At 41.9% G+C, this 25,272-nt stretch carries 26 protein-coding genes and 1 pseudogene; 5 read left to right on the forward strand and 22 right to left on the reverse strand.

The annotated features are described in order from the left end of the window. Nucleotides 1-672: 672 nt before the first annotated feature. From ABD010_RS02540 to ABD010_RS02555, 4 genes and pseudogenes are all read right to left on the reverse strand, one after another. Nucleotides 673-975 (reverse strand): PTS sugar transporter subunit IIA, encoded by a 303-nt coding sequence (locus ABD010_RS02540; protein ID WP_343809989.1) that lies wholly within the window; start codon nucleotides 973-975, stop codon nucleotides 673-675. An 18-nt stretch (nucleotides 976-993) separates the two neighbouring features. After that, a pseudogene (locus tag ABD010_RS02545) lies at nucleotides 994-2,298 on the reverse strand (PTS sugar transporter subunit IIC). A 16-nt stretch (nucleotides 2,299-2,314) separates the two neighbouring features. After that, nucleotides 2,315-2,626: a PTS sugar transporter subunit IIB gene (locus ABD010_RS02550; protein WP_343809991.1), complete on the reverse strand. Its 312-nt coding sequence runs from the start codon at nucleotides 2,624-2,626 to the stop codon at nucleotides 2,315-2,317. Then, the gene (locus ABD010_RS02555) at nucleotides 2,623-3,960 is read right to left on the reverse strand and encodes a 6-phospho-beta-glucosidase (protein WP_343809993.1); all 1,338 of its coding nucleotides are present in this window, start codon (nucleotides 3,958-3,960) and stop codon (nucleotides 2,623-2,625) included. Before ABD010_RS02555 ends, ABD010_RS02550 begins: the two co-directional genes overlap by 4 nt. Before the next feature lie 192 nt (nucleotides 3,961-4,152). Here ABD010_RS02555 and ABD010_RS02560 point away from each other — a divergent pair, with 192 nt between their 5' ends. Beyond that, complete coding sequence (locus ABD010_RS02560; protein ID WP_343809995.1) at nucleotides 4,153-4,890, forward strand: GntR family transcriptional regulator; 738 nt, start codon at nucleotides 4,153-4,155, stop codon at nucleotides 4,888-4,890. Then, entirely contained in the window at nucleotides 4,887-5,591 is a 705-nt protein-coding gene (gene chbG / locus ABD010_RS02565) for a chitin disaccharide deacetylase (protein WP_343809997.1), read from the forward strand. Before ABD010_RS02560 ends, chbG begins: the two co-directional genes overlap by 4 nt. Before the next feature lie 110 nt (nucleotides 5,592-5,701). On the opposite strand, the gene ABD010_RS02570 is transcribed toward chbG, so the two are convergent. The 10 genes from ABD010_RS02570 to ABD010_RS02615 all read right to left on the reverse strand — a co-directional run bounded on the left by ABD010_RS02570 (nucleotide 5,702) and on the right by ABD010_RS02615 (nucleotide 13,563). Continuing rightward, the gene (locus ABD010_RS02570) at nucleotides 5,702-7,240 is read right to left on the reverse strand and encodes a BCCT family transporter (RefSeq protein WP_343809999.1); all 1,539 of its coding nucleotides are present in this window, start codon (nucleotides 7,238-7,240) and stop codon (nucleotides 5,702-5,704) included. Nucleotides 7,241-7,699: 459 nt separating this feature from the next. After that, a complete protein-coding gene (locus ABD010_RS02575) occupies nucleotides 7,700-8,839 on the reverse strand; it encodes a plasmid pRiA4b ORF-3 family protein (protein WP_343810001.1) in 1,140 nt (379 codons plus the stop codon). Nucleotides 8,840-8,919: 80 nt separating this feature from the next. Continuing rightward, the gene (locus ABD010_RS02580; RefSeq protein WP_343810003.1) at nucleotides 8,920-9,201 is read right to left on the reverse strand and encodes a hypothetical protein; all 282 of its coding nucleotides are present in this window, start codon (nucleotides 9,199-9,201) and stop codon (nucleotides 8,920-8,922) included. Between the two features lie 87 nt (nucleotides 9,202-9,288). Further along, the gene (locus tag ABD010_RS02585) at nucleotides 9,289-10,233 is read right to left on the reverse strand and encodes a DMT family transporter (protein WP_343810005.1); all 945 of its coding nucleotides are present in this window, start codon (nucleotides 10,231-10,233) and stop codon (nucleotides 9,289-9,291) included. Nucleotides 10,234-10,842: 609 nt separating this feature from the next. Next, on the reverse strand, nucleotides 10,843-11,403 hold the full coding sequence (locus tag ABD010_RS02590; RefSeq protein WP_343810007.1) for a Uma2 family endonuclease: 561 nt from the start codon (nucleotides 11,401-11,403) through the stop codon (nucleotides 10,843-10,845). An 84-nt stretch (nucleotides 11,404-11,487) separates the two neighbouring features. Beyond that, nucleotides 11,488-11,634: a zinc-ribbon domain containing protein gene (locus ABD010_RS02595; RefSeq protein ID WP_343810009.1), complete on the reverse strand. Its 147-nt coding sequence runs from the start codon at nucleotides 11,632-11,634 to the stop codon at nucleotides 11,488-11,490. Nucleotides 11,635-11,718: 84 nt separating this feature from the next. After that, nucleotides 11,719-11,955 carry a Uma2 family endonuclease gene (locus tag ABD010_RS02600; protein WP_343810011.1) on the reverse strand — a complete coding sequence of 79 codons (237 nt, stop codon included), beginning with the start codon at nucleotides 11,953-11,955 and terminating at the stop codon, nucleotides 11,719-11,721. Then, on the reverse strand, nucleotides 11,952-12,080 hold the full coding sequence (locus ABD010_RS02605; RefSeq protein ID WP_343810013.1) for an IS1096 element passenger TnpR family protein: 129 nt from the start codon (nucleotides 12,078-12,080) through the stop codon (nucleotides 11,952-11,954). Before ABD010_RS02605 ends, ABD010_RS02600 begins: the two co-directional genes overlap by 4 nt. A 408-nt stretch (nucleotides 12,081-12,488) precedes the next feature. Continuing rightward, nucleotides 12,489-12,986 (reverse strand): SEC-C metal-binding domain-containing protein, encoded by a 498-nt coding sequence (locus ABD010_RS02610; protein ID WP_343810015.1) that lies wholly within the window; start codon nucleotides 12,984-12,986, stop codon nucleotides 12,489-12,491. Between the two features lie 109 nt (nucleotides 12,987-13,095). Beyond that, entirely contained in the window at nucleotides 13,096-13,563 is a 468-nt protein-coding gene (locus ABD010_RS02615; RefSeq protein ID WP_343810017.1) for a hypothetical protein, read from the reverse strand. Nucleotides 13,564-14,042: 479 nt separating this feature from the next. Between ABD010_RS02615 and ABD010_RS02620 the strand changes: the two genes are divergently transcribed. Continuing rightward, nucleotides 14,043-14,405 (forward strand): SpoIIAA family protein, encoded by a 363-nt coding sequence (locus tag ABD010_RS02620; protein WP_343810173.1) that lies wholly within the window; start codon nucleotides 14,043-14,045, stop codon nucleotides 14,403-14,405. A 232-nt stretch (nucleotides 14,406-14,637) separates the two neighbouring features. Here the strand turns inward: ABD010_RS02620 and ABD010_RS02625 are convergent, their stop codons facing one another. After that, a complete protein-coding gene (locus ABD010_RS02625) occupies nucleotides 14,638-15,570 on the reverse strand; it encodes an LCP family glycopolymer transferase (RefSeq protein ID WP_343810019.1) in 933 nt (310 codons plus the stop codon). Between the two features lie 289 nt (nucleotides 15,571-15,859). On the opposite strand from ABD010_RS02625, the gene ABD010_RS02630 reads away from it, so the two are divergent. After that, a complete protein-coding gene (locus ABD010_RS02630; RefSeq protein WP_343810021.1) occupies nucleotides 15,860-16,216 on the forward strand; it encodes a SpoIIAA family protein in 357 nt (118 codons plus the stop codon). 287 nt (nucleotides 16,217-16,503) lie between these two features. Here the strand turns inward: ABD010_RS02630 and ABD010_RS02635 are convergent, their stop codons facing one another. Further along, a complete protein-coding gene (locus tag ABD010_RS02635) occupies nucleotides 16,504-17,148 on the reverse strand; it encodes an SDR family oxidoreductase (protein WP_343810023.1) in 645 nt (214 codons plus the stop codon). 226 nt (nucleotides 17,149-17,374) lie between these two features. On the opposite strand from ABD010_RS02635, the gene ABD010_RS02640 reads away from it, so the two are divergent. Then, complete coding sequence (locus ABD010_RS02640) at nucleotides 17,375-18,829, forward strand: NADP-dependent glyceraldehyde-3-phosphate dehydrogenase (protein WP_343810025.1); 1,455 nt, start codon at nucleotides 17,375-17,377, stop codon at nucleotides 18,827-18,829. A gap of 420 nt (nucleotides 18,830-19,249) precedes the next feature. Here ABD010_RS02640 and glpX read toward each other — a convergent pair whose 3' ends face one another. The 6 genes from glpX to ABD010_RS02670 all read right to left on the reverse strand — a co-directional run bounded on the left by glpX (nucleotide 19,250) and on the right by ABD010_RS02670 (nucleotide 25,141). After that, nucleotides 19,250-20,197 carry a class II fructose-bisphosphatase gene (gene glpX, locus ABD010_RS02645; protein ID WP_343810027.1) on the reverse strand — a complete coding sequence of 316 codons (948 nt, stop codon included), beginning with the start codon at nucleotides 20,195-20,197 and terminating at the stop codon, nucleotides 19,250-19,252. A 47-nt stretch (nucleotides 20,198-20,244) separates the two neighbouring features. After that, a complete protein-coding gene (gene rpiB, locus ABD010_RS02650) occupies nucleotides 20,245-20,700 on the reverse strand; it encodes a ribose 5-phosphate isomerase B (protein WP_343810029.1) in 456 nt (151 codons plus the stop codon). Nucleotides 20,701-20,883: 183 nt separating this feature from the next. Continuing rightward, entirely contained in the window at nucleotides 20,884-21,540 is a 657-nt protein-coding gene (gene dhaL, locus ABD010_RS02655; protein ID WP_343810031.1) for a dihydroxyacetone kinase subunit DhaL, read from the reverse strand. Between the two features lie 13 nt (nucleotides 21,541-21,553). After that, nucleotides 21,554-22,558 (reverse strand): dihydroxyacetone kinase subunit DhaK, encoded by a 1,005-nt coding sequence (locus tag ABD010_RS02660; protein ID WP_343810033.1) that lies wholly within the window; start codon nucleotides 22,556-22,558, stop codon nucleotides 21,554-21,556. Nucleotides 22,559-22,710: 152 nt separating this feature from the next. Further along, complete coding sequence (locus ABD010_RS02665) at nucleotides 22,711-24,000, reverse strand: MFS transporter (RefSeq protein ID WP_343810035.1); 1,290 nt, start codon at nucleotides 23,998-24,000, stop codon at nucleotides 22,711-22,713. A 31-nt stretch (nucleotides 24,001-24,031) separates the two neighbouring features. Then, entirely contained in the window at nucleotides 24,032-25,141 is a 1,110-nt protein-coding gene (locus tag ABD010_RS02670; protein WP_343810036.1) for an MDR/zinc-dependent alcohol dehydrogenase-like family protein, read from the reverse strand. Between the last annotated feature and the right edge of the window lie 131 nt (nucleotides 25,142-25,272).

Raw genomic sequence — 25,272 nt, forward strand, 5'->3', positions numbered from 1 at the left:
CTGGTTTCACCAATCGGCAAGTCTTCTTTATCGTAGTGAGGAAGTGTGAAGTTTGGGACTGCGCTAAAGCTCGTCCCATCAAAACCTCTGCTATTGCTGGGCGCTGGAGCTGGACGTGGCTTTTCATTAATATATAGTTATCCACAAGTATTAAATTTTATTGTGTCCTAAGCAATTAGATAACTGGGTCGTCACCAAGCCTTTTGGTGACGACCTTAGTTGCTCTTATGCAGTAAGAAAGATTTTTTCTGATCTGCTTAGAACGAAGCGAGGCTGGAACAAATTTAAAAATTTAGCTCAAAAGACGAACGACACTAGAGATAGCGAAGTATATTTCCGGAGCGACAGAATTTACCATTTAATTCGTTTTTTCGTCTAAAAAAACACTTTCTTTCCAGCTTTTTTAAATGAAAAATTTGAATCACCCAGTTTATGCAGTTTTCCTTCTATTTTATTTTTTAAAGGTTAATTATTTCCCGGGAAATTTGTCTTACATACCAGAAAAAAATTATATTATGGCAGGTTTTGCAATTTACATAGGAGTGTAAGTTAGGTGTATCATTCATAGCCGTTTTCTATAAACTCGACCATTCCTTCCTTTTCGAAACGCTTATACCACACATAAAAGGATACGTATCACTTGCCGAATCTGGGCAAATGACACGCATCCCCCTACAACCTCCCATACAACTCGATAAATTCTTTTGCCAGGTCTTTAAACGTTGTCGCGGTCATCAAATGATCCTGTGCGTGGACAAGCAGCAGTGACAGTTCTGTTTTTTCACCGCGAGCTTCCTTTTGTATTAAACCGGTCTGCTCCCCATGTGCTTCCAGTAATTCTTTCTCGGCCTGTTCCAGCAATTGCTCAGCTTTCTTCATTTCATTTGCTTTCGCATGCTGGATTGCTTCCATCGCATTACTTTTAGCGTCACCACTGTGCATAATGATTCCCATAATTACGTGTTCCATTTCCAATGTAGTCATCTCCCTGATTTATGCTGATTCTGAATCTGTACTTGAATCGTTATTCTTTTGTTTATCAAAATAGCTTTTTGCTGCGATCTTCACAAATGGCACATATACCACAACCGCAATCACAAAGTTAACGGCTGCAAGTGCTGCACCGCGCCAGGATCCAGTGGCCAGAAATCCTCCGATGACGGGCGGTGTTGTCCATGGAATAAACGCGACAGTTTTTGGTACAATCCCTATCGAAATAACAACATAACTGAATATCGTTAAAACAACTGGCGTTACAATGAACGGAATCAATAAAATCGGATTCAAAACGACCGGGAAGCCAAATAAAATTGGTTCATTTATATTAAACAGTCCCGGCGCCACCGACAATTTGGAAACCTGATAATAGTGTTTGTGACTTCTCGCTGCAATAAATACAGCCGTAATCAGTGCAAGCGTTGCCCCTGTTCCGCCTAAATACATAAATGCATCGAAAAATGGTTTCGTAACAATATATGGGATGGCTTCACCTGCTTTGAACGCTGCAGCATTTGCCTCAATTGCCGGTAAATAAACCGCCTGCATGATCGGTTCCATCATATTGGATCCATGCAATCCAAAGAACCATAGAAGATGAATGAGTAAGGCAATCAGTATGGCCGCGAATAATGTATTGGACAAATTCGAGATTGGAGCCTGAATAAGTTCATAAAACTATTGATGAATATCCGGTACATTAACCGCCAGCAGAACCACTTCAAACAACGCAAATATTGCAAGCGTTATCATGGAAGGGAAAAGGGAAGCAAACGATTTCGATACAGCCGGCGGTACTCCCTCCGGCATATTAATCCGCAGCCGATTACTCCCAGTGAGCCGTGTAAAAATCTCCGTTGAAACAAGTGCCGTTATAATCGCAACAAACAATCCCTGAGCACCGGCCCAGATAATCGGCAATCCGGCACCTTCCGCAATGGGCTGCATCAGGATAATCAATGAAGCAACCGAGACGATTCCCGATGACAGAGCATCTTTGTCATAAGATCTCGCCAGTTGATATGCAATCGTAAACGCTACCAAAATCGAGATTACCTGAAACGTACCTTCCCAAAGATTGCCGCCGAATTTCTTCCAGATATCTCCCCCAAACAACGATGTCAGAAAATCCTGATACGGACCAATCGGCAAATTATTGATCAGCACTGCCATCGAACCAAGAATCATCAACGGCATAATTGTTACAAAGCCATCCCGAATTGCTACAAGGTGCCGTTGTGACCCTATTCGTGATGCTATTGGCACAAAATGCTTTTCCATAAAGTCTATAAATCTATTCATCGGATAACACACCCCTTCATTTATTTACGAGCGTTTCCATTGCACTATTCAACACTTTCTCCCCGTTAAGCGTTCCATAATCAATACTCTCAATCACCTGTACCGGAACGTTATAATCAGCCAGCCGTTTTTCCAGCTTTGACTTTAAAAACCGTACTTGCGGACCAAGCAGCAATATATCAATATCATCGAAATGATTGCTTGCCTCAGCTTCCGAAACGGCAAAAATAGTGATTTCCTCATCTTTTTCAGCCGCGGCTTTCTCCATTTTGGTTACCAATAAACTTGTTGACATTCCCGCCGAACAAACGAGCATTATTTTTTTCATGACTGTACACCCCTTTTTAAATTTTCAGATGTGAATTGCGGTAAAAATTCCCGATGCGCCTCCAATAATTCATCCAGCAAAACCTTACTGTCTGCTTCATCAGCAACGAGCGGATTCATCACCATTGCCGCATACGCATCGCTATAATCACCCGTCACACCTGCCTGAACCACCAATTCCTCAAATGCTTTCATATGACTGACAATACCACATATCACCCGCGGAAGCCTGCCTGATGCAATCGGCCTCGGACCATGCTTCGTAATCACACTGTTCACTTCGATAACACAATCATCCGGCAAATCCGGTATCGCACCATGATTTAACGTGTTAACCGTCTGCACATCTTCCCTGTCATTATAGATGGAATCCATCAGACTGCACGCAACATCACTGTAAAAAGCACCTCCTCTTTCCTCCAGCTGTTTCGGCTTTTCTGCTAAATCCGGATTACTGTATAACGCAAACAGTGATTTTTCCAGCTCCTGCACCACCTCAGCCCGTGTTCCATTATCCTGAAATGCCTGTACATCTTTTTCCAGCACCTTTTTCGTCTGAAAATAATACTGATGATATGGATTCGGCAATAATCCGATTGACTCAATAAATGTTTTGGACCAGCCGAGACTGACTATATTAGCCGGCGAATAATCCAGTTTTTCATCCGCCAATTTGTGCAATACCTCCCGGGTCCGGTCAACTCCTTTTACATACACTTTTTTTCCGAATACAAAATGGTTCATTCCGACAAATTCAATTTTGACATCCGCCGGCGCTACATGCAGTATTTCAGCCGTAGAATGCCGCATATTAAATGGAATATTGCAGACACCGATCACTTTTTGATGCGGAGAATGCTTCAGCACCGCTTCCGTAATGATTCCGGCTGGATTGGTAAAATTGATAATCCAGGCATGTGGACATATATCATGCACATCTTTTGCGATATCAAGCAGTACTGGAATCGTCCGGAATGCTTTAAAAATACCGCCGGCACCATTGGTTTCCTGTCCGACATATCCATGGCGGAGCGGAATCCGTTCATCCTTTTCACGTGCCTCCAGACCGCCAACCCGAATTTGTGTGGATACAAAATCAGCACCCTCCAATGCCTTCTTCCGGTCAAGCGTCCATGACAGCCGGATCGGTTTTCCCGATTTTTCAATCATCCGGTCAGCCAATCCGCCGATAATTTCCAGCTTTTCTTTTCCTGCGTCAACATCTACCAGGACAACGTCAGATACAGGAAATGTTTCGTATCGTTTTATAAGCCCCTCGATTATCTCTGGTGTGTAACTTGATCCACCGCCGATAATCACAACTTTCAATGACATAGCATTCATCTCCTCCATTTGTGCATTAAATTCCCTTTCAAAATAATCTTACAATTATGAGGCTGATTAAAATGTATCATACAAATAAATGAATGTCCAGACAATGTTTAATAATTGTAGTTACATTTTATTTAGTTGTTATTACCTAAATCCTGTTGTAAAATAAAACTATACAAATTGGAGGCGCCAGTCATGGAAAAAAAAAGATCTTTACATGCATTTATTAAAGAGGAAATCCTAAATAAAATTAAATCCGGTGAATACGGGACCGGAAAAAAAATCCCTACCGAGCATGAACTCTGCCAAACTTTTAATACGAGCCGGACAACGATACGGACAGCACTGAACCAACTGACTCTGGAAGGTTATTTAACAAGACAGCAGGGAAGCGGTACATTTGTCGCGGACAAAAAAGTCAGACAAACGCTGTCTAATACAGTTCACCGCTACAGCGACCAGGTGAAAGTACAGGGAAAAAAACCGGAAATCGCACTAATCAGTATCTCGGTAGTTCCAGCAGATGAAGCACTGCAGCAGGCATTTCCTGTCGCATTAAACGATCCTGTGCAGCGCATTGAGCGGGTCCGCAAAGCGAATGATGAACCAACACAATATGAAATTTCCTTCATTCCATGGAGTACTGCACCTGGAATAAGCCAACAGCATGCCGAAACATCACTGTACAGGGCATTGAACGAAGAATATGGCATCCACATCGCTAAAACAACGGAACATATTGAAATAACCCTTGCCGACGAAGGGCTTGGCTCCCATCTGCAGTGTGAACCCGGTTTGCCGTGTTTTTATATTGAAACCATCGCAGAAGACGGCTATGGAAATAAAGTCGAGTATTCCCGTTCCTATTTCCGAGGAGACAAAACGAATTTCATGATCGAACGGAACTATCCGAATCAGGGGGATGATGAATGATGCGTGTACTTTTTAATGCGGACGATTTCGGCTTAACAAAAGGTGTAACGGATGGTATTATCCGGGCACATACAGAAGGGGTTGTCCAATCAACCACAATGATGATGAATGGTCATACCGTTCCCTACGCGGTCAGGCAGGCAAAAAACACCCCCACATTAGCCAGCGGCATCCACCTGGTCTTGACATGGGGAAAACCAATCAGTGACAAGGTGCCAGGCTTGTTGGGGAATGACGGTCATTTTAAGTACAACAATTCATTTGCCGACATGGAAGCACCAAATCCCGCCGAAGTAGAAAAAGAATGGCGTGCACAAATTGAAGCATTTCTAAAAACCGGATTGTCCCTCCATCATATCGACAGTCACCATCATGTGCACGGGTGGGAACCGCTGAAAAATACTGTGAGCAAATTGGCAGCAGAATATCAGGTTCCCGTACGTTACGTCGACTCTCTCCAGGAATATCCGGAGCTGCTGCTTACCGAACAACTGTGGCTTGGCTTCTACGGGGACGGTGTTGATGAAACTATTTTTGATAACCTGAAAAAATTGCAGACTGACTCAGTCGAGGTCATGACTCACCCTGCAGTAGTGGATAAAAGGTTAATGGAAGTAAGTTCCTATAACGAAAAACGCAAGAAGGAACTGGAGATCTTGTCCCGCTTAACATTTCCGGATTGGGTTGAAAGGCTGGTATAGAAAAAGGTACGCTTGAGAACCCATCTCCCGTCATTGACGGATCAGGCACTGCACGAGCGGACCCTAATTTGCATATTTTTGGCTACCTGCACGCAGCAGGTAGCCTTATCTTATTTCTTTTCAACAATATTTTGTTCTTTTGCCATTTTCATAGCAATTTTCGGTGCATCCCAAAGTGACGGGAGCAGCAGTAAGGAAACGGGGACGGCTGTTACAACAATAAAGTTTTGCAAAGCACCAATGCTTCCCTCTCCAATCGCCAGCAATGAAACGGCAACGAATCCAAACATAAGCGCCCAGAAAACACGATAGAAACGATTAGGTTCATCCTTGCCGCTTAATGTCACTGCAACCGTATAGGACATCGAGTCTGCGGTAGTCGCCACAAAGATTATCGTACAAAGAAGGAATCCGATGGACAATGCAATACCCAATGGAATCTGGCTCATGATTGCATTTACCGCTGCCGGCATACCGTTTTCCTGGAGCGCAGAAGAAACAGAACCGGGATTTTGCATTTCATAAAATATCCCCGATCCGCCAACAACCGTGAACCAGAAGTTACTCACAATCGCCGCGATAATGGAGACAGCAATAATCAGTTCCCGTATTGTTCTCCCTCGGGAAATTCTGCTGATAAATATCGCCATCATTGGTCCATAACCGATAAACCATCCCCAGAAAAAAATAGTCCAGGAACCAAGCCAGCTCTGGTCAACCCTGTATAAACTCATGCTCAGGAAATTTTCAATGTAAAAACCTCCGGAACCCAAAAATAAATCAATGATGAACAAAGTTGGGCCAAGAATCAGCATGGCCACCATCAAAATGACTGCCAAGCCAACATTCATCCTGCTGAGCCATTGGATTCCACGGTCAACACCAGTCGCTGCGGAAATTGAAGCAATCACAGCTAACAAAATAATCACCAGACTCTGGGTAACAAACGTATCCGGAATTCCAAAGATGGCATGAAGTCCATACCCGACTTGTAAGCCGAGAAAACCAATCGGTCCAATCGTTCCGGCTGCAACCGACACAATTGATACGATATCTGCCAGGGATCCAATAAAACTTTTTTTGTAAATGCTACTGCCAAAGATTGGATATAAAAGCGTACGGGGCTTTAGCGGGTAACCCTTGTGATAATGTGCATACATGAGCACAATTGTCGTAAGAGTTCCCAAAATCGCCCAAGCTAAAAATCCCCAGTGTAAAAAACTCTGTGCCATAGCGGGGAATGCAGCCCCCATTGATCCTTTTTCCACACCTGAAAACAGCGGCGGCGTCGTCAAATAGTGATACATTGGCCCAGCTGCAGCCCAGAAAACCCCGCCACTTGCCAGAAGCGTACACATAATCATTGCGATCCACCGATAATTACCATTTTCCGGCTTATCCATATTTCCTAGCCTAACCCTGCCATACCTTGTACATGCCAACACTAGGCCAATTACAAATGTTGCCAACAATAATAATTCCCAATAAGCTCCAAAATACTTTACTGCAAAAGAGAATGAATCATTGATCCACTGCCCGACTAATTTATCGTTAAAAAGTGAAGCGATGATAAATAAAACAAGTAAACCACCACTTACACTAAATGCAATCCAATCCAACCCATTCTTTTTATCTGTAGGTGTCTCCATTACTTTCCTCCTAAAATTTCACAATATCTTTCCATTTTTACTGCTTTTTTATTCAACTTTTTTTACGACACCCCAAGCACCACACGCTTCCCTAATTATACGTATACAAATGAATGATAATTTGCCCTTTCAATAACGAACCAGCGAACAATTATATGCGACTGTAGTAAATAAGTCAAAAACTATTTTTACTAAACCGGAATTTGTTTATATCATAAAAAAAAGACAATCAGCTAAAGATCGTCTTTTTGAATTCCTGTATTTTTTCCACACGACAAAGAAGAGCCATTCTTAAAAGAAAAAGCATCACAAAAGATTGAATATGATTAGAAAACTTGGTTGTCACCAAGCCATTAGGCGACAGCCATAGTTGCACTTATGCAGTAAGAAAGGATTTTATACTTTCTTAACTGCCTAAAAGAAACTATTGCATAATAATCTTAGTCCTGACCGATATAACTATAATCTCTTTAAAATCCGATTGATTCGCTTCAAATCGAACGCTTCATACAACTGTGATCCTGCCCATCGTTTCATATGCGCATGGTCAGGATGCTCCGGATTGTCCATAATCGCAAGGAAATCCGCATATCCTCCTTCCCCGCCAACATCTTCAGGTGGTGCTTCCCCTGTTCCATCAAGACAGACAGGATGATTGGAAGGATAGCTTTCGATCACATCCATCACATCGATTCGGTGACGCCAATCATCACCAAAGTCATAAACGTAGATCAGCTGTTTGGCTGCCGGAAGATACTCCGACAGCTTGATACCGGCCTCCAGCTGCATTGGAATCTCATCTGGATAGTCAAATGCTTCCTGATTGCTGACAAGATTGACTAACGCCTGTGTTCCATCTGACATCAAACCTGGATGATTGTAGGAGAGACCAGCTTCTCTTTGCAGTCTTTCAAACACATAAAATTCGTGCAAATGGGAATTCCACCAACCGAAAGCCTCCTGCAATATTTTGTGTAATTGAGGAAACGTCCGGTTCAGCGGAATAACCATTCGACGCCAGACTTCTCTCGTTTCCAGCATCAACTGCACGTTGACTTCCACTGCTCGTACACTGAAAATTCCCCCACCGTATAATTGTTGCAATCCCTCATATAACACCTCATTCGGATGGATATAACCCCCTTTTCCGTCACCGGCCAACAATTTGCTCGTTTGTATACTTAAGCCTGACTGAATCAACTGTTCACTGTTAATTTCCTTTTCAAATATTGTCATTTCTTTACAAGATCTGTTTAACCTGGCAACGAAACTGCGATTTTTTGTTTTGCCAAATTGTACCCCGCCGGCCCGGGCAAGATAATCATCAATTAAAATTTCTTTTATTCCTTCTTCACGCCAAACCATACGAATAGCCTGTTTAAACAGAGAATCCATCCTGGAAAAATCCTTTGCCTTTAAACCAAATAACACAATTACATATTGACTGTTATTATTCATGAAAACAGCTGACTGCCTGCCATTAATTCGTGTAATATTTGCATGCCAGGAAAAAAGCCCATTCCCATCTCCCTGTTCAGTATCTGTTTCAGGCTGTACATTTAATTTATCAAGCATTTTATTAGTACAGTGTATGAACATATTTGAGCCTCCTGTATCTGGAACGAAGAAACACATTCCCATCCGATTTTAAATCACTTATATCTGCTTCCAACCTTGTATTAAAAAGGCAACTCCTCATCCGAAATGTCATGATCAGTTTTGACTGCTTTTTTCGCCGGCTGTTTATTTTCCGTCGCAAGTATCCTGCCGAACTTTTTTTCGTACAGGTCCCGAACCCAGACTTTGACAGGTGCTTTCCATTGCTGATTTTGAGAAGGAATATTTTTCAGCAAACTTTTCGGCTTCATGCCAAGTTCTTTTGCCATTTGAATATCAGCTTGATTTAATCGGCATCGTTTTTTAGCTTCGGCCCATGTCGCATGCTTTTTACTTTTTCCCATCTATCTCAAACCTTTCAAAACTATTAATGCAGTATCGAACTTGATGACAATATCATAACATATTGCAAAATGCAGAAAAAAAACTGTCTATGACCTTCTCATACCACGGCTTCTCCGCCTTGCACCAGTATAATTCACAGCAATAATTCCAATCGCGACCAGCATCAGCGCGCCCATTATTTTCACTGTCAATCTTTCACCAGGTATAAAGATTGCGGACAAAATAACCCCAGACACCGGCGTGATAAACTTAAACATGCTGATTTCCCCGGCTTTATTAAACTTCAGTATCGAATACCATAAAGCAAACGCAGTCGTGGACAGCAGTGCTGCATAAAGGAGCAGTCCCCAGCCTAAGGGCGTAAAAGTTATCGCATGATCACCCAATTGCGGAACACCAATCATCAGCATAAGGCTTGCCCCAATCGTTAATTGCCATCCTGTTAACGTAAATGGGTGAATCCCCACTGCTAGTTCTTTAGCCATAATCGTGCCAATTGAGCTGGTCAAAGCAGCCAGCAACATGAATCCTTCCGCAGTAAATCGAAAACTCAACTCGAAATCCTGTCCCCAATTCGCAGCAACAATCCCGGCAAACCCGGCAATCAGTCCAAACGCCTTTTTCGCCGTTATCCGGTCATCACTGTAAAAAAAGTGCGCCAGCACAATGGTAAAAAATGTCCCGCTTGAAATCAGTATCGCACCCTGCATGCCCGATACCCGCGCAAGACCATTATAGAAAAAATAATACTGCAGTGCCGTTTGAATAATTCCGAAAATAATTAAAAACATAAACTGTTTTCCGGTAACACGCAGCCTGTCCCTGTTAAATATAAGCAGTCCAGCAAGAAGAATTAAACCAGCCAATAAAAACCGCACTCCGGCAAATACAATCTTGGCAATCGTATCATCCTGCGCCATCTGCAACTCATCGTAACTGACCTTCAGCACCGGAAATGCACTGCCCCATAAAACCGAACAAAACACCGCCGTACAAACGACCATCCATTTCTTCCTGAATATATTTTCCAACTCATCTCACTCCATATTACTTCCGAACTTTTTGCACCATTACATAATGTAACGATATTATATGTAGTTGTCCAATTAGGAGCCTTCCTGAAGAAAAGAAACCACAAGCTAAAATCGAAAAGAAAGAATCCAGGCACGTTATTAGAAAACTTGGTTGTCATCAAGCCTTTAGGGAACAGCCTCAGTTGCACTTATGCAATAGGAAAGTTTTATACTTTTTTATCTGCCAAAAAAGCAGTTAAAGCAAACGGTAAAGCTTTGGATAAACTCAGTAAAATAATGAAAGTGGAGTACTTCGAGCTTGAAGATGTCATACTAGCGCTAAAGATTTAAGAGGTATACAAGGCGGAGAGATCCTGGCAAACTTAGCTTTACTCAGTCTGGATTGGGGGATTTTGAGCGCTATCTATAAATAGAAGGAAAGGCAGCAGTATATTTGTACGAATCAGCCCGCAAACACCGTTTTTCTGATAGAAGAATAGCCGTTTGTATTAAGCGATGTAGCTGTTCTTGTTTTTTAAAAGGTACAACACCATTCAATATCCAGAACGAACATCTAAAGGATAATATTAAATATATTTAATATCATCCTTCTTGTTTTGAATCCATTCAACGAAACAACCGATCCAGGCTAATCTCAAAAGATCGAGTCGTCTTGGAAATAGCCACGCCGCCACTATTAACTAAATCAAATTGCACCTCATTATTTTCATCTTTGACATACATCATAATGTGATTTTTAACTGGGTCAACAATCCAATATTCGCTGACCCCATTATTCATGTAAAGGTTCAACTTGGTCACCATATCGTGTGATCTGCTTGAGGGACTTACAATTTCTATAATGAATTCAGGAGGCCCGACGTATTCGTTTTCTGTGAGATTATCCGGATTGCAAGTAACAAATAAATCCGGAACAACTTTTTTCTTTGCATCATCATTCGTATGATCAAATAATACGTCAGTCGGAGCGGAAAATACATCGCAATTCTTTCCCTTGAGGGCGTTATAAAGTTCCCCGTGCAAATACGAGGAGATTTTTTGATGCCTTATACTTGGAGATGGGGACATATAAATGACGCCATCAATATACTCCAATATTTCATCTGTATTTTCCCCTGCCCTTTTGAAATCTTCGTAGGTGCTATGCCTGTCATGCAATAAACCCATTTATAACACCCTCCTTATTTTTTAACGCTTTACCATCATTATACCCTAAATATGATTAAAAGCTAAGCCATTTTCCTGATTAATTCACTCAAAGACCCCGAATTTTTGCATATCCCTTTTATTACGGCACTCCGGGCACCTTTTGGGATGGACGAATCCTTTTTGCTTATAAAATTGCTGCTCGCCTACTGAAAATGTGAAGCGATCACCACATTCCCAGCATTTCAACAAAGAATCCTGGGGTGCTTCTCCTTTAAGTACTTCATGAATGGATTCACTTCTTTTGGTCTATACGTGCATTTTCTTCCAATCCCTTTATGATTTCCCTTTGGGTATATATTTGTTATCAGCATCTTCCATAAGATAAACATCAATTGGTGCAGCAAAAGCTTTACATAATCTTCCTCTTAAGTAAGAGCCAATTTCAATGGACAAATGCATGGAGATTTCCTGATGTTCGGGTAGCGGTGATGGAGCCATACTAATAATTTGACCATCCAAAACTTCACAACGAACTTCATCACTCCATGTTAAATATTCCTTGTATGTCATGGAGCTTTGATTTTCATCTGCAACACCCGATGAAACTGAGCAAAATCTGTATTTTCGTCAATCTGAATTTTGCGCCACACTGGTACTCCGACATCTTTCAATGTTACTTTAAATTCTAAAATCATATACCCACCTCTTTTTGTTTAAAGCATAGGAACAGACTCCTCATGCCATTGTTTTCCCCTTGCCGTTTATTGAGAACCGCTGGCATTTTTTTGTCACCCATTCTCTATGATGAAAGGCACAATGAGGATCTATTTCGATTGTTGTTCGTATTCTAACATCAATCGTTTCACATCCCTATTGGCTGGTCAAATATACATCCTGAAAAAAATCCGATAATTGCAGCAACAGTCGATTGAATACTATACTATCGAGATTTAGTAAACTGCTAATATTAATATGTTTAAGCTTGTTGTCGAAGGGTTAATGTTATTTTAAGAGGATTTTCGAAAATGGTGAGGTGGGCATACAATATAGAAATAGTAGAATTTGCGAAGCCACATGCTTATCACGGATTCACACACTAGATCCTAAGCACCGCAGCATTTCTTATATTTTTTCCCGCTTCCGCATGTACAGGCATCATTCCGGTTAGGCTTGTCTTCTTCCCTATCCGCCATGTTGTTTTCTCCCTGCAACACATACCGTCCAACTTCTTTCATTTTTTTATAACGTTGTTTTAACATGTTGACCATTTCGTTGTCTTTTCTCACTTCTTTCATAACAACATCATTTACTTCCTGTTCGGAAACTCCTGCTATTTCCTTAATCTCATATTTTTTCGTTCTTAAGGAAAACAAAACGGTGAAATCGGCACGCACATAATTGACCCGTTCTTCATTTTTTATAAACTGAATAAAAACATCATCGCATTTACAGGCGGGATTCATACAATACATATCAACAACATAATATTGCACAGCTGAATTCTGATTGTCTGCAATAGCAAGAATCTGGGAGTCTCCAAAAACATCAATATAGCTACATGTTTCTCCTCTTAATATATCAGCCGGATTAACTATTCTCATTTTTAACGCCCCTATCAAAAATTATTGAAAATAAAATACGTTATTGCGTGTTAACGGGAACAGGTTGCCTGTCACAGGCAGGCCAATCATCATCAAAAATCCTGCCCGGCTATTTCCGCATTCCTTCGATTTTTGATTCCGCCTTGAACAATCTTTTATTCAACGCTTCTGTATTGTCATCAATATGATTAATGATTCGTTCAGTATAATCACCTAAGCTACTCACCAAATTCTTTTGAAGGTTATCAAAGCCATTTTCCAATCTTGTTTGACCCGTTTTCAAATCACTTACTTCTGTTTCTAATCTTGTTTGACCAGCTTTTAAATCACCTACATCTGTTTCCAATCTCGTTTGACCCGTTTTCAAACCACTTACATCCGTTTCCAGTCTTGCTTGACCCGTTTTTAAATCACCTACATCTGTTTCCAGTCTTGCTTGACCCGTTTTTAAATCACCTACATCTGTTTCCAGTCTTGCTTGACCCGTTTTTAAATCACCTACATCTGTTTTAAGATCAACCATACCAGTATTCAGATCCGTCAATTGGCTAAGCACTTGCTTTAACCGATCATCCATATCTCTTCCCCTCTCTTCTTTTAAATGTTTACTTCACCATTAATATACCCTTATTTATGAATAATAGCTAATCCGTAAAATCCCATTTTCCTATGAATCGCACGCCTATATTTTGCGTTCATTCGCCAAAAAGCGCATTATTCGTTACAAGAGTCAGTCAAAAGACAATTTTGAAGGCAATTTATAAATTTTTCCGTAAATCTATTGTAAGTCCTCATCCAGCTTTTCGGCGATAACATCCATAAATTAGACAAGCATCAATTAATACTACTATTATACCGCAAATTTAAACGTAAATTAAGCACTTTTCTGTAAATTTAAAAAATACATCTCTTTCCCGGTTTTTATAGCTAAAAAGTCAACAGTAGACTTAAAGAAAAGCACGGTATTAAATAACCAGCTTATCATTTCTCTTTCAATGCCACGTTTTACTTCACATATTGAGTGGTATGCTGTACACAAAAGAAAAAATGGAAAGGATGAATAGTGTGCTGGAAATTAAAGGTGAAAATAAGGGTGAAATTTTGGAAGTGATCACACAAGAAACAGCGACACAGTCGGACTTGCAAAAATTCAAAGATGCTTTAAAGGCTAAGAAACTTCAGGAGGAGCCCGTCAACATTTTATTCATTTTCAAAAACATTGATGGAAACACGCCAAAAGCTATGCTGGAAGCCTGGAAAATGGTAACCCTCCTGAAAAGCATAAAAAAAAGCGCCATCGTGGCGGATGAATCATTTGTAGGCTTAAACGAAAATATTGAAAAGCTTATACCAGGTGTAAGCATTTCCCAGTATCCACTGGAAGAACTGGAAGCGGCACGAGAATGGCTTCGTGAATAACAACATACCTCAGGATTGATGGACAAAGGGTCCGGCCCTTTGTCCATCTAATAATTTCCCCATTCCAGACATACGAAGCCTAACCCAGTCATTCTACGACCAGATCTGCATATAGCAGCCCTCATTAATACGCCCGATCGGACAATCCTACACTGAATATTCAGATGATAGTCCCAAAAATAAAACCTGCACTCCACCAAGTACAGGCCTTTCATTTATCCATTTTTCCGCACTACTTTGAGCCAAATTCCGTAATCATCTTATGCGCCTTGGCAACCTCTTCTTCCGGCATGATCATATAATAAATATCATCAATCCTTGTACCGTTGCCAACCATTTGATATGTGCTGATATTCTTGCGTGCGCTGCGGTAGTTCATCGCCAGATTGCGCATATCTTCAAATTGCATGTTAGTGACCATATTGTCGCCAAGCACATTCATGATATTATCGATCTGCCCGACAACATTCAGCCCGGCGCCTTTATCAATAACCCCTTCAATAACCTGACGCTGCCGCTGATTACGGCCAATGTCGCCCTGTGGATCGCCCTTACGCATCCGCACATACGCCAGTGCCTGATCACCGTTCAATTGCAGCTGTCCAGTATCAAATGTATAGCCACCCTGTGAAAATTGCTGGTCATTGTTAACCGTAATGCCGCCAACAGAATTCACCAGTTGCGCTAGACCTTCCATATTCATGCGAACGTAATAGTCCAAATCAATATCCAAAAAGTTTTCGACCGTTGCCACCGACATCTCACTGCCGCCGAATGCATACGCATGATTGATTTTATCCTGGAATCCTTTTCCCACAATCATTGTCCTGGTATCACGTGGAATACTCACCAGCTGCATCTGATTATTATCAGGATCCAGCGTCATGACAATCATCGTATCCGAACGGCCTTTATCATGCTGCCGCTCATCCACACCAAGCAGCAAAATATTGATCGGTTCCTTGTCCTCTACTTTCTTTTTGGAAACATTCACATCAATACCTTCTACCGGCTTGTGAAGCTCATTATCGACGGTACTTTTCACATTTTGATAGATGGAATATGCATACGCACACCCGCCAATGATCAGAACGAGCAGAACGGATAATGTAATCCATAGCCATTTCTTTCTTTTTGGTTTATGTTTCTCCTGGCGTGTTACCATGCAAAACTTCCTTTTCTTTTAAAAAATTCCTACCATTCTATTAAAGCATTTTAACATGGATAGAGCAATGGAAAATAACCTAGGTTACGACATTATTTTACACAATTCCATTAACATTAGAAAACTTGGTTGTCACCAAGCTTTTAGGTGACAGCCTTAGTTGTACTTATGCAGTAAGAAAGTATTATACTTTCTTAGCTGCCAAAACCCATCCACACGCCTCCCACGTTTCACTCCATACTGTGAGTGGTATGCAATTAGCAAAGGGAAATATGAAAGGGTGAAAAAGATGCTGGAAGTTAAAGGAGAGAAAAAAGGCGAAATTCTGGAAGTAACCACACAAGGCACAGCGACACAGAACGATCTGCATAAATTCAAGAATTCCTTAAATACAAAGAGACTTCAGGAGGAACCTGTCAACATCTTATTTATTTTCAAGAATATTGATGGCAACACGCCAAAAGCTTTGCTGGAAGCTATGAAGATTGTTACGTATCTGAAAAGCATCGGCAAAAGCGCCATCGTGGCAGATGAAACATTTGTCAGCCTTGACGAGAAAATTGAAAAATTTATACCAGGTGTTGAAATAAACCAGTATTCGCTGGAGGAACTGGAGACAGCCAGAGAATGGCTTCGTGAAGATTAAAGGCAGAAATAGAGAAGGAGCGGATTTATATTATCCGCTCCTTCTCCATGCTTCTTTTTCCAATATTGGAGGTTGCTCCCTCCGTCATCCGTTGAAACGTGCGATCTCTCGCTGAAACATGCGAACTTCCCTTTTAAACGTGCGAACTTTCGCTGAAACATGCGAACTTACCTTCCAAACGTGCGAACTTTCGCCGAATCATGCGAACTTCCCTTTTAAACGTGCGAACTCTCGACGAAACGTGCGAACTCTCATCAGAGCAAGGCTCTAACCATCAAATCTACACATCATAAACTCTTCAACGCTTCCTCAATCTGCACCTTACCAGAAACCATTTCAAACGCTTTATGGAATGCATTCGGCTCCTGAATCGCTGCAATCATTGTTTTCGCTACATCGGCACGCGGAATATTACCAAATTCCACTTCTTCTGCCACTTTAATTTTGCTTGTGCCCGGGTCATGTGTCAGACCGCCTGGGCGCACGATGGTGTAATCCAGCTCGGTGCTCATTAAATATTCATCAGCCTCTCGCTTCATTTTCAAATAATGCTTCATGTTTTCATTATCCTGTGCCATCTGATTCAGATCGCGTCCTGCACCAATACTGCTTAACATGATGAATTTTTTAATGCCAAAGTTTTCAGTTGCCTTCACTAAATTGATGGCGCCATCGCGATCAACATCGGTCGTTTTGTCAGGCCCTGTACTGCTGCCCGAACCAGCGGCAAAAATAACCGCATCCATTCCTTTTACGGTATGTCCAACATCACTTTCCAAATCGGCTAATATCGGAGTACCGCCCAATTCCGCTATGCGTTGTTTTTGCTCTTCTTTACGAACCATTCCATATGGCTCATAGTCTGCTTCATGCAAAAACTGTATCAATAATTGACCGGTATGCCCATTTGCTCCTGCTACCAATACTTTCATTCTGTATCGACCCTTTCATAAAAAAATCATGTAATAGTGCTGTTGCCGTAAATAGGAGCTTGTAAACATCATTGGTGACGAGTTACGCTTCCCCAACCTATGACAGGCTTCATCCACCTCTATATTTTTAAAAAATTCATTTATTTTTAATTTTTCTGTTGATTTGATAGCGCTTTCCAATATATGATGTTTTACAACCCTCTAAAAACTAGAAAGGATTGATGTAATGAACGAGCTAAAAACGATGAAAGCATACCCGTTTTTGTTAAACGGAGAATGGAAAGACAGCACATCAGAAAAATTGATTGGGATCGAATCCCCGTCTGGCAACGATAACGTGGGTGAAGTACAAGCGATGACGGAACATGAAGTGAATGCTGCCATCGCAGGTGCAAACGATGCACAACAGAATTGGGCGCGGAAGTCGTTTGCTGCACGTGCACAGTTGCTGTACGCTTGGGCGGAACAGCTGCTTGAGATGAAGGATGAGCTTGCAGCGACAATCATGAAGGAAGTTGGGAAAGGACTCGCCTCAGCGGAAAAAGAAGTTATTCGAACTGCTGATTTTATCAAGTATACTGCCGAGGAAGGAAAACGTCTGCACGGTGAATTGATTAACGGCGGAAGCTTCAACGCGGGGAGTGCCAATAAATTTGCATTGGTGAACCGGAATCCTGTCGGCGTTGTGCTTGCCATTTCACCGTTTAATTATCCGGTCAATCTCTCAGCAGCAAAAATTGCCCCGGCGCTAATGGGAGGAAATGCGGTCGTTTTCAAGCCTGCGACACAAGGAGCAATCGGCGGAACACTTATGGTAGAAGCGCTCGACAAAGCAGGACTTCCGTCAGGACTCGTCAACCTTGTGACGGGAAAAGGATCGGAAATCGGCGATCATCTAATTACACACCCACAGATTGACCTCATTAATTTTACAGGCGGATCCAAAACCGGCAAATCCATTTCCCAAAAAGCATCCATGGTTCCGGTCATTCTCGAGCTCGGCGGCAAAGACCCTGCTATCGTACTTGAAGATGCAGATCTTGACAAAGCAGCAGCCGATATCGTCAGCGGCGGGTTCTCGTATTCCGGCCAACGCTGCACAGCAATCAAACGCGTTCTTGTCCAGGATGAAACCGCGGATGCACTGCTTTCGAAAATAAAAGAAAAGATGGAAGGCTTGAAAGTCGGCGCACCTGAAGATAATGCTGATGTTACTCCACTAATTAGCAGTAAAGCTGCCGACTATGTAACGGGATTAATTGAGGATGCACTGGAAAAAGGCGCTGCACTTGTAAAAGGAAATCACCGCAACGGAAACCTGATTTATCCAACGCTGCTTGATGGCGTAACAAAAGATATGGATGTCGCCTGGGAAGAACCATTCGGACCGGTCATTCCGGTAATTCGCGTAAAAAACGTGGAGGAAGCAATTCACATTGCCAACGAATCGGAATACGGACTGCAGGCAAGCATTTTCACAAGAAATATGGAGAAGGCGATTCACATCGGCAATGAATTGGAAGTTGGCTCCGTACAAATTAACGGCAAGACCGAGCGTGGTCCAGATCATTTTCCATTCCTCGGGGTCAAAAGTTCAGGCGTAGGCGTACAAGGCATTCGCAAAAGCATTGAATCGATGACCCGTGAAAAAGTTACCGTCCTGAACATGACCCAAGGGTAAAAAACATAGCAAATCCAAGGATGTTATCTGAGCAAGGATAGCACATTTTATATTCTTTAACGGGACGAAAGTGTCCCCTGGAAACAGATTTCATCCCGGTAAAGAAAAAATAATGCAGGTCCTCACCACGGTAAACTACTGGATGAGGATCTGCATTGTTCCAAATAAAAAACGCACATACCAAATGCAGAAACCTTTCAACTGCCCTTCCGCGAAATCTTAGAAAACTTGGTTGTCACCAAGCCTTTAGGTGACAGCCATAGTTGCACTTATGCAGTAAGAAAGGATTTTATACTTTCTTAACTGCTTAGAAAACTTGGTTGTCACCATGCCTTTAGGTGACAGCATTAGTTGCACTTATGCAGTAAGAAAGTTTTATACTTTTGTATCTGCCAAAAAGAATTCCAGACACTACCTGATTCAACTAGGTTGATAGACTTTCTCCTTGGAATGCTGGGTTTCCACATAACGCATTTGCCGGTCTTTACCGCCAATCAGGATGGAATATGTTATGTTATTGGATGCAATGCCTTTTAAATAGAAGCAATTTGTTATCCCGGTAGCAACTAAAAAACAATTTTCGGATTTTACCAGATCGTCATGCTTCAATGTCTTATCTGGAACTTTTAATCCCATCCCTTTACACCGTGCCCTTTCCTCTTCATTTCTTGGTCTCAATTTTGCCTGCATTTCACCGCCTAGGGATTTTACGGCAACGGCTCCCAATACACCCTCAGGTGCTCCACCAACTCCGAGAAACAAATCCATATCCAAGCTGTTCATACATGTTGATATGGTGTAAATAACATCTCCATCTTTAAATAAATGTACTTTGGCACCTGATTGCCGAATTGTATCAATATATTCCTGATGACGGGGTCTGTCTTGTACGAGAACATTTAGTTCATGGACTTTTTTACCCTTTGCCTCTGCCACAGTCTGCAAATTTTCAATGATAGGAGCGTCAATATTTATTTTTCCCTTCGCTTCACTTCCCACAGCAAGTTTTTCCATATACATATCAGGGGCGTGAAGCAGGCTTCCTTTCGGGGCAGCTGCGATTACTGTCATCGCATTATCCTGTCCATTGGCCGTAGGGGTTGTTCCTTCGATTGGGTCAACCGCAATATCTAACTCCGGCCCTGATCCATTACCTACCACTTCACCGATATGAAGCATCGGGGCATCGTCAATTTCACCTTCTCCAATGACGATTTTTCCCTTCATGTTGATGTCATTGAGCTGTTCACGCATTGTTTTCGTTGCAATCTCATCTGCAGCAAGTTTATCCCCTCTGCCAACCCATTGTTTTGCGGCGAGTGCAGCAGATTCAGTTACCTTTAAAAAATCCAATAACAATAATTCCATCGAAAATGATCCCCCCTCTGATTTAGCAAAATATAGAATAACAGAATTTACTCATACGCGACAAATTCTTTTTCCTTCTTCATTATTTTATCAACTTTACGTTTGGAGCCTTCCGCCCATTCAGCGTTTAAATAAGCCTCCACTACCTTTTTCCCAACATTTACGCCTATAATCTGTGCACCCATAGTGATAATTTGTGCATTATTACTCAATTGCGCTCGTTCCGCACCGTACGTATCATGTGCAAGTGCAGCACGAATACCCGGATATTTATTAGCCGCAATTGAAACACCAATACCAGTACCACATATCAATATTCCCCTGTCCAGGTCTCCGTTGCTGATTGCTTCAGAGACTTCAAAGGCAACATCCGGGTAATCAACCGTATCACAGGCTCGACAACCATAGTCTACAAGCTCGTGATCGGTTGTTTCTTTCACAAACGTTTTGATTTCCTCTTTAAATTCAAAGCCGTTATGATCACTGCCGATACCGATTTTCATTCATATTCCTCCTCTTCATCCCTTTCGTATATTTTCATCTTATATCATTTATCATTTTAAAACAATTATATACTTTCATTTATATTCATTTATTTTCGTATATTATCATTAAAGAAAAAGGAACCAGAAACTGTGCGTTATCCGATTCCTTTTTTAACTTTTCACATCTTTATGGCTCGAATGTTAACTGACTTGTGCTGATTTATTTTTCACATATGCTAAAAAAGTCAATAACATAAGATATGCAGACGTCGCGCCCGGATCCTGAAAACCGACTGACCGTTCGCCCAATCTGCTGGATCGGCCTTTTTGGGAAATCATTTCTTTGGTTGATTCCATTCCTTTCCTGGCAAAGCCTAAAGCATGATCAAAAGCTGGAATGAATTCATTGGCGCTTTCAAATTTTACCTGGAATGCTTCCCCAAAAGGCTCAAGGGTGTCCATCATTGTCTTATCTCCTGCTTTTGCCTGCCCCCGTTCCTGAACACCATTTACGAAGGCCAGCCAGTATTCAGCTAGATCGTCATCATTAAGAACAGTTTTCTTTTTAACGGTTTTGGCTCCCCTCATTAATCCAGTTGCATATAACGGTCCAACCGAAGAACCAACTGCATTTAAAAATGTCTTTCCGACGATCATGCTGATTTTTCCACAATCATCCTCGTCTTTAAGATCCCCATCGATCATTTCTTTTGCAGCCTGCCATCCAATCGACATCGTTACACCATGATCACCATCGCCAAGTTTGCGATCCAACTCGCAAAGATAATCCTTCTCCTCTTCTATCATCTCAATAACTTCATCAAAATAATTCTTAAGGTCTGCAGATGTAAATTCCATGTGACGCACCTCCTTATTTTTGAACGAACATCGGACAATCAACAGCATGATCAACTGTTTTCGTCAACTCATCATCCAGCTTCATTAATGTAATGGAACATCCTCCCATTTCTAAAGAAGTAATATAATTACCTACATAGGAACGATAAATTTTGATTCCTTGTTCCTTTAAGATTTGATCGACCCTGCGATAAATAATATATAAATCCATTTTAGGAGTGGATCCCAATCCATTTACAAGGACAGCCACCTCATCTCCCTTTTCCAGGTCCATATCATTTAAAATATCCTCTACTAATCTGTCTGCCACACGATCAGCCGTTTCGAGCTTTCCCTTTTCGATTCCAGGCTCCCCATGGTGACCAAGGCCGATTTCCATTTCGTCTTCATCGATTAGAAAACTTGGTTCGTTTGTTTGCGGAAGATAACAAGGGGTGAGCCCAACACCCATGGAGCGTGTATTTTCATTTGCCTTCTCAGCAATTCGCACAACTTCTTCCAACTTGTATCCGAAATCGGCTGCAGCACCAGCTGCTTTATAAACAAAGAATTCCCCCGCTATTCCGCGGCGTTTTTCTTTCTCGTCAACAGGGGCAGAAGCTACATCATCTGATGCCAATGCCGCTCCAACTTCGATGTCTTCCTCCATATCCGCCATTTCCGCAGCCATTCCAAAGTTCATGACATCCCCAGCGTAATTTCCATACAAATATACAACCCCAGCCCCTTTATCAATGGCTTTGGTAACCTCTAAAATTGGCTGCGGGGAAGGGGAAGCAAATATGTTTCCAACCGCAACACCATCCGCCATACCTTCGCCTACATATCCCATAAAAGCAGGTTCATGCCCGGATCCCCCACCAATCAAGATGCCAACTTTATCTTTTTTTGTCTCGCGCACGGAAACTAATGATCGATTATTCTCCGGCAATTGCCTTATGTAATCCGGATGTGCATTTACATAGCCTTCCACCATTTCCTCGACGACGTTTTTCGGATCATTAATTAATTTCTTCATCGACTCCACTCCTCGTATAATACGTTTTAAGCCTGCAGTGTATTTAGTTCCGGTAAAGGTTGCATACTTGGACTGGCTTTTTCATGACGATACATTTATTTTCCCCTTCTTACCAGCACAGAGAAAGAGCTCTCAATTAAGAGAGCTAATGGTTATACCACAGAATGCGCTCCATCTTCAGCTGTTTTTTCTTTGTGGCTTTCTTCCGGCAGCTTCAGAAAACCGGCCATAATTGCAGCTGCAAAGTACAGACCACCAAGGATCCACATCATTCCCTGTGTATCAACCAAATCATAGAATAATGTTACGAGCGCTGGGCCAACAAACACACAAAGCCCGGCACCCAAGTTTAATATTGACATCGCTGCTCCCTTGTCACCATCACCAACCAATGAAGGTGTAAGGGCTGATAGCGGTACAAACCCCGCTAAGCAAGCTCCCCAAAGCAACCCGATAGCGCCGACCACGAACACATTTCCAGTAAAAATTTGCGGCAGATAGAACAGGAGCAGGGTAAAAATACCACAGCCAAATGCTCCAAACCACTTCACAGTATTCCGCCAGCCTAATGAATCCCCGATGTATCCAAAGATCAGGTTAAATGCAATATTGGATATAAAGATGGTCCCCCAAATATTAAGCCACACGGTTGTACTTACTCCCTGATCCGCCAGATAAATGGGAAGGAATAACGGAAAAGCATATTGTGCAGCCTGATTGATAACACGTACAATACCCGCAATACCAACCTTTGGCTTTCGTTTCACAATTGTAATACCGTTTAGCAACTCTTTGAATTTGGAAGAATCATCAGATTTTTCTTTAGTTAATTCGAACTTATCCTTGTTAACAACCAGTGCAAAGAATGCCCCGAGAAGCACCCACAAAACCGCTGTCCAAAGGGTCGCAATATGTCCAAAGAAATTTATCGAGAAACTTGAATAATAAGCACCTAAAACACTTAAGCCTCCAGTAAATACAAACCAGAACCATCCTACAGCCTTACCAAGCTGATGCTGCGGTGTACGATACGTAACCCACACCAGAAATGCATAGGCAAACAACGGATAGCCAAAGCCCCTGATTGCGTACGTTGGAATCATTAACCCGTAATTCAGCGTCGGAATAGCCAGGCCAACGAAAAGGGAATGACCAATGAGGTATAAAATCAACCCTGACAACATGGTTTTCCTGGGTCCAATCGCTTCAACCAATACACCGGATAACCAGGCTGAAAGCGCGATGGTTACGCCATAGCACGTTGTTAAAAAAGCCGCCTGTTGAACCGTCAATCCCTGATCAACCAGGTATGGGCTTATCCATGCTAGCTCCAACCCATCCCCCATCATAAAAATCATGACACCAAAGTATCCCCATGCTAAATGGGAAGGAACACCAATTCTATCTAAAAATGACGAATCCTTCTGCGTTAAATCCTTCATCCTATCCTTTCCCCCTTGTTTATGGAACGAATTATGGTTTTAAAACAATTTTTAATGAGTTTTCGCCTTTCTTCATTAGTTCAAAACCATTTTCAAAGTCCTGCAAATCCAGTGTGTGCGTAACAACATTGTCTGTTGGCAAATCACCATTGGAAATACCTTCAATGACAAGCGGATAACAATATGGACCCAAATGGGAACCTAATAAATCCAATTCTTTTCGATCACTGATAATGCTCCAATCCACCGTGACAGGTTCTCCAAACACACTGAACTCAACGAAACGTCCCAGTTTTCTGATTGCATGAAGTCCTTGTTCCACCGATTTCGGATGGCCTGTAGCTTCAATATACGTGTCGCAGCCGTAACCTTCCGTCATATCTTTAATTTCTTGGACAACATCCACTTCGCTTGGATTCAGAACAAGATCTGCTCCGAATTGTTTTGCCAGTTCCAGCCGGTCTTCTTTCAAATCAAGGACGACCACTTTGGAGGCGCCGGATTTTTTAATTGCTCCAAGCATCCCAAGGCCAAGCGTGCCTGCACCGGATAAAACAACGACATCGCCGATTTGTACTTGAGCACGTTGCACCGCATGCAAACTGCAGGCATAAGGTTCTATCAGGATAGCCTTTTCAATCGGCATATCTTCAGGAACCTTATAATTAATCGCTTCCTTGGTGAACTTCATATATTCTGCCATGCCGCCGTTTACATTGTTTTGAAAACCGTACAAATCGTGTTTTTCACACATCCAATATTGACCGCGATTGCAGAATCGGCAATCCCAGCACGGAACAATTTGCTCGGATATCACCCGATCACCAATTTCAAAATCGGTTACAGCGTCGCCTTTTTGCACAATTCGCGCAATAAATTCATGTCCGGGAATCATCGGAGCCTTTATGTAGGCAGGCTGCTGCTCATCTCCCCAGAAACTGGGCGCTCCGTCATAAGCCTTAATATCTCCGGCGCAAATGCCACAAGCTTCGACTTTTACGAGTATCTCTTTATCATTCTCCAGCTTCGGTGTCTTCACTTCTTCATATCTGTAATCTTTCGGGCCATATGCTACTACTGCCTTCATCGTTTCCGGAACTACCTTCAGGTAATCATGCTGTTTATCAAGTGTTTCAGTCATGAATAATTCTCCTTTTCATCGTATTAAAAATGAAAAACCAACCACAAAGAAAATTTGTAACCGGTTTCATTCACTTTCTTGTATTTTATCATTTCTTATTATTTTGTCAATAATATTTTTAAATACTTTTG

Origin of the sequence: Virgibacillus siamensis, from assembly GCF_039522605.1 — a bacterium.
Taxonomy (GTDB): Bacteria; Bacillota; Bacilli; order Bacillales; family Amphibacillaceae; genus Lentibacillus; species Lentibacillus siamensis.